This window comes from Hyphomicrobium sp. NDB2Meth4, assembly GCF_900117445.1.
Taxonomy (GTDB): Bacteria; Pseudomonadota; Alphaproteobacteria; order Rhizobiales; family Hyphomicrobiaceae; genus Hyphomicrobium_A.
In genome coordinates this window covers 1,106,809-1,116,520 of record NZ_FPEJ01000001.1, presented here as the reverse complement: position 1 = coordinate 1,116,520, position 9,712 = coordinate 1,106,809, and the positions used below count along the sequence as shown (strand labels likewise).

10 protein-coding genes are annotated in these 9,712 nt (G+C 63.0%); 1 reads left to right on the top strand and 9 read right to left on the bottom strand.

The genetic code is table 11. From position 1 onward, the window contains the following. Positions 1–88: 88 nt before the first annotated feature. Complete coding sequence (locus NDB2M4_RS05305) at positions 89–277, top strand: hypothetical protein (protein WP_072371030.1); 189 nt, start codon at positions 89–91, stop codon at positions 275–277. Between the two features lie 28 nt (positions 278–305). On the opposite strand, the gene NDB2M4_RS05300 is transcribed toward NDB2M4_RS05305, so the two are convergent. The 9 genes from NDB2M4_RS05300 to NDB2M4_RS05260 all read right to left on the bottom strand — a co-directional run bounded on the left by NDB2M4_RS05300 (position 306) and on the right by NDB2M4_RS05260 (position 9,526). Further along, entirely contained in the window at positions 306–665 is a 360-nt protein-coding gene (locus NDB2M4_RS05300; RefSeq protein WP_072371027.1) for a hypothetical protein, read from the bottom strand. A gap of 47 nt (positions 666–712) precedes the next feature. Continuing rightward, positions 713–1,276, bottom strand: coding sequence for a transglycosylase SLT domain-containing protein (locus NDB2M4_RS05295; RefSeq protein WP_072371025.1), 564 nt, complete (start codon positions 1,274–1,276; stop codon positions 713–715). Continuing rightward, the gene (locus NDB2M4_RS05290; protein WP_072371022.1) at positions 1,233–2,672 is read right to left on the bottom strand and encodes a flagellar hook-length control protein FliK; all 1,440 of its coding nucleotides are present in this window, start codon (positions 2,670–2,672) and stop codon (positions 1,233–1,235) included. Before NDB2M4_RS05290 ends, NDB2M4_RS05295 begins: the two co-directional genes overlap by 44 nt. Then, positions 2,669–3,844: a hypothetical protein gene (locus NDB2M4_RS05285; RefSeq protein WP_072371020.1), complete on the bottom strand. Its 1,176-nt coding sequence runs from the start codon at positions 3,842–3,844 to the stop codon at positions 2,669–2,671. Before NDB2M4_RS05285 ends, NDB2M4_RS05290 begins: the two co-directional genes overlap by 4 nt. After that, a complete protein-coding gene (locus tag NDB2M4_RS05280; protein WP_072371016.1) occupies positions 3,844–4,950 on the bottom strand; it encodes a flagellar motor protein MotB in 1,107 nt (368 codons plus the stop codon). The genes NDB2M4_RS05285 and NDB2M4_RS05280 overlap by 1 nt, the downstream gene beginning before the upstream one ends. Next, a complete protein-coding gene (locus NDB2M4_RS05275; RefSeq protein WP_072371013.1) occupies positions 4,947–5,555 on the bottom strand; it encodes a hypothetical protein in 609 nt (202 codons plus the stop codon). The genes NDB2M4_RS05280 and NDB2M4_RS05275 overlap by 4 nt, the downstream gene beginning before the upstream one ends. A gap of 1 nt (position 5,556) precedes the next feature. Further along, positions 5,557–7,203, bottom strand: coding sequence for a flagellar basal-body MS-ring/collar protein FliF (fliF, locus tag NDB2M4_RS05270; RefSeq protein ID WP_072371010.1), 1,647 nt, complete (start codon positions 7,201–7,203; stop codon positions 5,557–5,559). 136 nt (positions 7,204–7,339) lie between these two features. Next, positions 7,340–8,278: a flagellin N-terminal helical domain-containing protein gene (locus NDB2M4_RS05265; RefSeq protein WP_072371007.1), complete on the bottom strand. Its 939-nt coding sequence runs from the start codon at positions 8,276–8,278 to the stop codon at positions 7,340–7,342. Positions 8,279–8,587: 309 nt separating this feature from the next. After that, the gene (locus tag NDB2M4_RS05260; protein ID WP_072371004.1) at positions 8,588–9,526 is read right to left on the bottom strand and encodes a flagellin N-terminal helical domain-containing protein; all 939 of its coding nucleotides are present in this window, start codon (positions 9,524–9,526) and stop codon (positions 8,588–8,590) included. Positions 9,527–9,712: the final 186 nt, after the last annotated feature.

Below are 9,712 nucleotides of genomic sequence, written 5' to 3'. Positions count from 1 at the left end.
TTGCTTTGAGGGGACGCGAAGACCTCTGAACTAAGATCGATCCAACGCGCCGAAGAGCGCGCAGTGCTTCAGTGGGGTTGGTCAATCAATGTCGGCCGATAGAAATCTGGCGGTGATCGAAGAACGCCGCGACAGCATCCGCGAATGGTTGCTAAGCCAGGCCGTGCAAACCAATCTGGAGCAGCGCCATCTGGATTCTGGATCGCGCGAGGAAGCCTACTGGCATCACGGCTACCAGGCAGCGCTCGACGATATGCTGAAGCTGCTCGGCCGCTAGTAGCAGCGGCGGCGATCGTCCACGGCGCTCAAGGCTTGGTGTGGTGGTAGATCTTGCAGCGCGGGCACTCCCACGTCGTTCCCTTAGGCCGGCTTGGATGGATGCGATTGCTGGGCGGGGCGAAGTCGTGAAACAACTCGCATTCCTTTTCGAATGCAGCGCGCGCCGAAGCGAAAAAGCCCACTTTGAACAGCGCATCTGAGCCGATGCATTCGCATAGGCGGCTGCGCACATCGCTGTCGGAACGGCCGACGTGCTTGACGCGGAAGTTGCCACCGGGATCGGTGCTGCCGAGCGCGAAAACTCCCGCAGTACGCCGCGCGACGGCGTGATTGATCCCGTCGTAGCTCAGCCGGTAAGGACCGAGCAGCCCCGTGTTTGCAGCCATCGTCCGTCCCCCTCGCGGCATTTCCCCACCGCCGCAATGATCAGTCACTAACGCCCGCAGTAGCTGCGTGCGTCCGTCGTCCACTCACCAAAGCCCGCCTCGACCATATTGCCAATGACACGGCAGACATAGGACTTTTGGGCCGGCAGATTGTTTGGCCCGGCGTGGTAGCGGGCGATCGCCTTCGTCCACGTACCCTCGCGTTCCTTCAGCTCGCTAAGAAAGCGCGCTGCGTAAGCGACGTTCTTGGCCGGGTCGAACATTTCCTCGAGCGAACCGAAGTTCTCCGAGTGGTAGCGGTGGTTGATCTGCATGCAGCCGATGTCGATGTGCTTGGCGCCGCCGCGGCTGGCCTGCCGGAACGTGCTGAGCGCCGCCGGCTTGCTGGGCTCATAGGCGGCGCGGCCATCGATGTTCAAAGCATAAGGCTGCAAGGTGCCGCCGTGGCCGGACTCTGAGAGGCCGATCGCATAGAGCATGCCGAGCGGGACGTTGTGGATGGCAGCGGCACGCACGAGCTCGCGCTCGCACACGTTTTCGCCGCTATCGAGCGCCATCGCGGGCGCGCTAGATATAAACGCCGCCACCAGAGCGAGTATTGGTCGTCTCATAGCTGTCGTTCCGGCTGATCTGGGGGTTAGTGTCACCGTTGGCCGAGCCGCGCTGCCCGTCTCCCTGTCCCTGGCGCTGGTGCGCCGACGGGCCGGACTGCGACTGCGCTTGCGATTGCAGGCTGGTTCCGGCGCCGGTCTGGGAAACCTGCTGCCCGGAGCTGCCCGCATCGGCGATGCGCACTGAAGCGGTGTCGATGTTGTAGCCCGCGCCGCGCAGAAGCTTGGCGAGCGTATCCTGATCGGCGCGGATCATATCGGCGGTGTCGCTGCGATCGGCCTCGACATGCACGGTGAGTTCCTGGTCCTTCAATTCCATGCGGACGGTCACTGTACCGAGGTCGATCGGCTGCAACTGAATGTGGAGGACCTTAAGCGCGGGCTTGCTGCCGGTCTGATCGGTCGGGGAGGCAAGGCGCTCGATGAACTCTGGGCCGATGCCAGCATCATTGACGATCTGATCGGCGATCTGCTGCGCCGGTCGCGTCATAGCGGAAGACAGATCGTCGGCGGAGGTGAGGATGCCATCCACGGGCGTCGCCGCAGATTGATCGGCGGGCAGCAGCTCTGCTCCCTGACCCGGCAACTTGCCGTCCTCATTTGTAGTGTGAGGTTGCGGCCCGGCCACCGGCGACGTAACCGGCGCGAAGTGCGCTTCCTGACGCAAAACGCTTGTGGTGGTGCGCTTCGTCTGGCCCGGCGGTTCGCTGCGCTGTGGCACCACCGCTGCTGCGCTGGCTGCCAGCTGCGCGGGCGGGAGCTCTGCATCAGCACTTTCCACCATAGCATCAGCCGGTGACGGCTGCTGTGCGCCGGGCAGAGCCCCGTCGACATCGGGACGGCCGGATGCTGCAGCGGCATCATTGGCCGAGGCGGCGGCGTTGGCGAGGTCTTGGGCAACGTCAGCGACGATCGGCACTGCAGTGTGCTGTGGCAAGCTCGGCTGCGGCTGCTGGGCTCCGGCCGCGGTAGCAACTGGCGTCTGCTGGGCATTGAGTGCCGCTGCGGCGATAGCACTGAGGCCAAGCACGTCTGCGGCCACCGCTTGGCGGGCAGGCACTGCGACGTCATCGGGCGTATCATCGCTGCCGAGGGTGAGATCAATTTCGGCAAAGAGATCGGCGGCGAAGTCCGTTTCGGGCGCATCGGCTGTGCCCGCGGACTGCTGGGTTTCGTCTTCCGCCTGCGCGTCAATGCGCTGATCAGATCTCGATGTCTGGCGCGGTGCCACATCCTTAGTGGCGCGGCCGTCGTCCTGCTCGAGCTTGTTGAGGACGTCGCCGAATCCGCTGTCGCCCTCGTCAGCGGGCGCATCGCCCTTCGAACCGGAATCGCGTGCACCAACTGGTGCAGCTCTGGTCGGGATTTGGGCGGCAACGCTTCCTGGCGTCGTCATTGGGCACCCTCATTCAAGAGCTGGTCGACACGAGCGATGGCCTGCTGCGCACTGCTGACGACCGGTGGCGTGTAGCCGGCTTCTGCCGGTTTATCGGCGGTTTCCGTCGCGGCTGCCGCTTGTGAGAGCGATGGGGCCCGAGAGATGTCTTTCGCCACATCGAGCGCGGCGTCGAGGAGCGCCTCCTCGTGGGCACTCAGCTTGGACCTGTCGATGCTCCAGAGAGCGCGCGAAGCCTCATCGAAATTGTCAGTCACGATGAGGGCGGCGGCCTCGAACAGACGCATCCGCGTGGCCTCTTGGGGGTACTGCTTGGGGTCGATAGCGGCGATGCGACCGGCAAAGCGCACCAGCTCCACATTTGCGATCGCAATCGCTTCCTCGGCAATGGCGAGAGAGGCCTCGATGCGCGGGACATCGGGTAGCTCCCGCAGTGCAGCGTCGAGCTTTGCCAGCCGCTTCTCGTCGTCCGCATACTTATGGGCGACGATCTCCTGCGCGAACTGGCGCGCGAACGTCCCAACGAAGATAGACGAGCCGAAGCGGCGAAGGTATTGCGCGGACAGTGCATCGAACCTGTCGAGCTGGCCCATCTTGGCGACGAGGATCGTCTCACGGCGCAGAGCCGATTCCTCAACGATCGTTCCCGGAGAAATGACCCGCGCCCTGTCGAGCAGGTTCGCGGCCTTGGCCTGGTCGTCCTTTATGATCAGCAGGGCGCGGACGAGGGCAACGTGTCCGCCAACGGTGCGGTCGAGGGCTTCAACATCGATGGTTTCGAATTGCTCGGCGGCTTCGGCGTCGCGGCGCTCGCTGTATGCCAGCGCGCCTTTGACCAGCCGCTCGTCGATGCCGAGTTCTTTGCCCGACGCTGTCAGGTTGCGCAGAATGCGCGGGTCACCCCCGCTCAGCACATAAATTACCGCGGCGCGAACGTTGCGCGGGTCGCTCCATGCCTGAGGCCCGAACTGGGTCAACTGCGTGGCGACCCTGGCGATGCGCTCGCTCTGCTCCTTGCGCGCGCGCGTGCCTTTGAGGGCTGCGTCGTCCTGATATTTCTGCAACTCGCGGACAAGCTCATAGGGCTGCTGCCCGGGCTCTTGTGCGGCCGCCGCCGGGGCGAGCGGCAGCACACCGGCAATCAGCAGAACTGAGCAGAGCGCAGCGCGCATCAAGATTTGTCCTTTGTGAGGAGGATCTCGATGCGACGGTTCTCGGCAGCAAGCGGATTGTCGCTATCCTTGAGCTGGTGATCGGCGTGTCCTTCGATGCGCATGACGCGCCCTTCGGGGATGCCGGATCGCATCAGCATGTAGTACGCCATTTGCGCTCTGGCGGTGGAAAGCCGCCAGTTGTCGTAACCGCCGGGTCGGAAGGGTCGGCCGTCGGTGTGACCGCGAATGACGATTTGCTCGGGACGGTCGACGAGGGTCTTGCCGATCTTTTCCAGCAGTACGACCAGTTCGGGCTGCGGCTCGGCCGACGCGATGCCGAACATCTCGAAGTCGGGCTGGTCGGTGATGGAAATCAAGACGCCCTCGTCGGTGCGGCGAACGTCGATGCCAGGGATCGGCGACAGGCCCGCCTGCTCGATCGCCTGCTCTAGGGGATGCCGCAGATCCTCCGGAGCATCCTTCATATCAACTCGCTGGGCGATCTGCGCCTCGAGGCCTTGCGGCTGCGATGCTGCGCCGCCTGCCCCGGCGGCCCCATCGTGCGCTGCGCCAGGCGACGTCTGACCCGGCTGAGCAGCTTCGAAGCGAGAGTCTGGATCGAAGGGATCGCGGAACGCCTCGCCGGCGTGACGAGGCGCAATACCGGTGCCGCCTTTAGCCGCTTCTTTCCCAGCTTCGGCGGCGAGCTTGTCGAGCGCTGCATAGGGCTCGCTGAACAGTTTGGCATCGTTGCCAGCGCCGTTCTCGGATTTCTTCTCCGACTTGCTGCCTTTGTGCTTCGAGGACGAATCCGGAGCAACCTTGTCGCCGTCGCCGTTCTCGCTACCGGGCTCGACGGCGAAAATGCCCTTCGGCCGCGCGGTGGAATCGTTGAGACGCACCGGGTTGAAGTAGTTTGCGACGCCAGTAATGGTCTTGTCGTCGGTGGCGTTGATCAGCCACATGACCATGAAGAACGCCATGAGTGCCGTCATGAAGTCGGCGTGGGCGATCTTCCAAACGCCGCCGTGATGCGGTGCGTCGTCACCGTTGCCGCGGCGACGGATGATGACCAGCTCGTGGTGTTGCGTATCCCCGCCGCTGTCGTTCTGCCCTGTCGTCATGCGGACTGTCCCTCGCTCGCTTGGAGCCACGATGCGATGCGGGTTTCGAGCAAGGACGCACCGGCTTTGATCTGAATGTCGGTCTTGTCGGTGACCGTATAGACCGGCTCTAAGATCGACGCAGGTAAGGTGTCGCGTACGATTGCGAGGAGATCTTCGGGACCTGATATCTGAAGGCCGATGCCCGGATTGGTGGCAGCGAGATCGACAATGATGTTACGCAGCTGCTGCACGGCCTGGGTGCGGGCCGACTGCGAAACCAACGGCATAAGAACGCGCTCTGCGGCCGTCGCGATTTGATCTTCCAACGCACCAAATGCAGCGGCGATCTGCGCGGAAATGCCGGCACCGGTATCCGCGCACCATGCTTCGCGCGCTTCGGCTGCGCTCTTTTCCCAGGCAGCTTTCTGTATCTGGAGTTCCGCGATGGCGTCAGCTTCGGCCAATCGCTTGCCTTCCTCGATGCCACGCGCGTAGGCGTCCGCGACGCGCTCTTCCCAGTCCGCTTCGGGCGTTACCGCGGCAAGCGGTTCCTCGGGCACCGCTTCGACCAGCGGTGCGGCACTGAAATCAACCAGGAAGTGCGCTACGGGGACGACGCTCAATCTATGTGCCTCCGCGCAGCCATTGCTTCAGGATGGCTACGACCTGGTCCTCGTCGTAGTCGACCATCTGCTCAAGCCGCTTCTGCGGTACGCGATTTATCTTGCTGGTCAGATCGCCGATGAGGTCAGGCGATGTGTCGGCCGCAAATTGCGGTTCGATGCCAGAGAATGCGGCGGCGATCTGCGGCTCGAACGGCAACTCGGCCGCGGCGCCAGCAGCTTCCGGAACGACCGGCCGCGGCTGGAATTCGAGCAGCATGCGCGTTGCGGGGCGCAGGCCGAACCAGACCAGGACGATCGTTGCGGCCATGATGACCAGCGCCTTCACGATCGTGCCGACCTGACCAAGAAGGTATGATCCGATGCCGGGCTCGGAGAGCGGCTCCATAGATTCGGACGGCGAGAGGAACTCGACCGCTGCCACGGTGATGCGGTCGCCGCGTTTCTGATCGGCGCCAGTCGCGGAGGCGACGAGGCTCTCGACTTCTTTCAGCTTCGCATCGACGGCTTCCTGCGAGGCGTTCGCGCCAAGGAGCGCCTCGAGTCGCTTGCGGTTGACAACGACGGCGACGGTCAGCGCCTCGATGCGATATCCATCGCTTACGGTGGAGATGGTCTTGGAGTTCGCTTCGAAGTTCTTCAGCTCCTCCTTGCGTTCACTGGAACGAGAAGAGCTGTTGGCGCTGGCGCTGGAGGTCGGCTGCTCGGCCGGCAGGTTCTGGTCGACGCCGACGGGCTGCGTATTGCCGGCATCGCGCGAGTTCGTCTGCTCCTTGACGGTGCGACGCGAGCGCTCGAACCGGGACTCCGGATCGAAGTTGGTCTCGTTGATCTGACGCTTGTCGATGTTCAAGCGCGCGGCGACGCTAAGCTGGAAGTTGTCGACCCCGATGTAGGGCGCCAGGGTCTGGCTGACGTTCTGCTTCAGCTCGCTGGCTACGGTGCGTTCCAGCTCCAGCATCTTGGTAGGCGCGACGTTGAAGCTGCCGTCACCGGAAGCCAGAACTGTGCCATCGGTGCTGAGCACACGAACCTTGTCGATGGTGAGGCCGGGGACAGCTGCAGCAACGAGGTGGCGGATGGCCTGGGCGGAGGAGAAATCCGATGAAGCGTCGGTTCTGATGACAACGGAAGCGGAGGGCTGCTGGGTGCTGCGGCGGAAAGAACCGGCGTCAGCCATGACGATGTGCACGCGCGCGGCGCGTACGCCCTTCATGCCTTGAATGGTGCGGCCGATCTCGCCTTCGAGAGCACGCACGCGCGTGATCTCCTGCATGAAGGACGTGAGGCCAATGGCGCCCATCTTGTCGAACAGCTCATAGCCGGCGCTAGCGCTGCTGGGCAGCCCCTTCTCGGCAAGCAGCATGCGCGCGCGGGAAGCCTGGCCGGGATGGACGAGAACTGCGGTTCCTTCGGTGTTGACGTCGAAGGCTATGCCGGATTCTTGAAGGGCAGCGCCGATGCGCGCCACGTCCTGTGATTCCAATCCGGTGTAGAGGGTCTCGTAGTCAGGCCGGCTCAAATAATAGCTGCCGAACCCGACGGCGATGAACACAGTGAGGCCGACGAGCCCGAGCACGGCAAGCCGCCGCGGACCCAGGGCCATCAGGTTGCCCCACAACTGCTTGAGCTGATCGCTCCAGACCATGCGCCTCCCCGGCAAATCGAATCCGGCTTATGAGTTTGGAGCGATCTTTGAGCGGGAACCTTGCGTGAAAATTGCCATAAGAAAAGCCAAGCCCCCTGAGAGGGCTTGGCTTTTCCGATTGTCGGAACTTGTGGCCTTAGCGGAACAGCGAGAGGATGCTCTGGCTCGACGAGTTGGCGATCGAGAGCGCCTGAATGCCGAGTTGCTGCTTCACCTGCAGAGCCTGAAGACGGGTCGACTCTTCGTTCATGTCTGCGTCGACGAGCTGGCTGATGCCGCTCTCCATCGCGTCCATGAGGCTGGAGACGAACGACTTCTGGATGTCGATGCGAGCGCTGGCGGCACCAAGCGTCGTTGCACCAGCGGCCATTTCGGTGATGGCGGCGTCGGCACCCTTGATGTAGCCGTCGAGGATCGCGAGGTCCGCAGTGCTGTCCGTCAGGGCCGAGATGTCGAGCGTGGCAATGGTGAAGGTACCAGCTGCGTCAACGGCGCCCGTCGTTGCGTTACGGGTCGAATCGAGGATGCCGCTAGCGGCAGCGTTCGAGTCGAACAGCACCATGGATGACGTGTCGACGGTGATGTTCTGGACGGACACGGAACCGCCAGCGCGGCTGATCGAGGCGACGATATTCTTGCTGGCGTTATAGCCTGCAGCGCTCGAGTCCACCGAGAGCCAGTTCTGACCCTGCAGCGTGGCTGAATCAGCCATGCCCTTGAGCTGGGCCTGGAGTTCGCCGATTTCCGTCTGGATCTTCTCGCGGTCAAGGCCGGGCTGCGCGGCAGCGACGAGCTTGTCCTTGATCTGCGAGACGATGTTCTTGGCTTCGTCGATGGCGGTGTAGGCCACGTCAACGACGGCGGCTCCGAGGCCGAGGGCGTCCTGCACGGTCGAAAGCGAGGAGACGTCCGAGCGCATCGTGGTCGCGATCGACCAGTAAGCGGCGTTGTCGGCAGCGGTAGAAACACGCAGGCCGGTGGAAATGCGGGCCTGGGTCTCGGTGAGAGCATTGTTGGTAGCGGTAAGCGACCGCAACGCCGTCATGGCGGCGACGTTGGTATTGATACTAGACATTGGGTTTGTCCCTTGGTTACGCGGTACAGAAACGGGGACATACCGGGTCGCTACCGGCATGACAGCTCGGCATCATGCCCTTGCGCCCGCAGAAGGACGCAACCTGTCATGCATCAGACATACGAAGCAGCGGTTGCGACATTGCTAAGAAGACGGCGGCAGCAACAGCCAAGCGCCTCGAACCACGCCAGTAGCCGCGGACGTGGATAATGCCGGATTAAATTCGCGATTGCAGACGTTCGAGTAGCTCGACCAATAAAAAAGGCCGGGCCCTTCTCAGAGCCCGGCCGGATCTTCGGTGCTCGGCTCTTACTGGAAGAGCGAGAGAATGCTCTGGCTCGACGAGTTGGCGATGGAGAGCGCCTGAATGCCGAGTTGCTGCTTCACCTGTAGAGCCTGGAGACGTGTCGACTCTTCGTTCATGTCCGCATCGACGAGCTGGCTTACGCCGCCTTCGATGGCGTCCATGAGACTGGAGACGAACGACTGCTGGATCTCGATGCGAGCGCTGGCGGCGCCGAGCGTCGTGGCGCCAGCGGCCATCTCGGTGATCGCCAGGTCGGCGCCCTTGATGTAGCCGTCGAGGATAGCAAGGTCGGCGGCGCTGTCGGTCAGGGCCGAGATGTCGAGCGTGGCGATGGTGAAGGTACCGGCAGCGTCAACAGCACCGGTCGTAGCGTTACGGGTCGAATCGAGGATGCCGCTGGCGGCAGCGTTCGAATCGAACAGAACCATCGTCGAGGTATCGATAGAGATGGTCTGTACCGACAGCGTGCCACCGGCACGGCTGATCGAGGAGACAACCTGGCGGGTCGCGTTGTAACCAGCGGCGCTGGAATCGACCGAGAGCCAGTTGAGGCCCTGGAGGCTCGCAGCGTCCGAAATGCCCTTGAGCTGAGCCTGCAGCTCTGAGATTTCTGTCTGGATCTTCTCGCGATCAAGGCCGGGCTGCGCAGCAGCGACCAGCTTGTCCTTGATCTTGGTGACGATGTTCTTGGCTTCGTCGATGGCGGTGTAAGCCACATCAACGGTCGCGGCGCCAAGACCGAGCGCATCCTGCACGGTCGAAAGCGAGGAGAGGTCCGAGCGCATCGTGGTTGCGATCGACCAATACGCGGCGTTGTCGGCGGCTGTGCCGACGCGCAGACCGGTGGAGATGCGGTCCTGCGTCTGGGTCAGCGCATTGTTGGTGGCGGTAAGAGAGCGCAGCGCCGTCATTGCGGCGATGTTGGTATTAATACTAGCCATGTGGCAGGTCCCTAAGATTAACGTTTCGGGGACATGCCGGATTGGGTCCGGCGCAACAGCTCGGCGTCATGCCCTTGAGCCGCGCGCACGCAGGCTCAACCTGTCATGCGTCGGCTTTTAGATAACTCACCTTGAAATAGGGTTAATGAATTGCAACGGAGGGTGGAGGCCGAGCGCAGTTCGGCC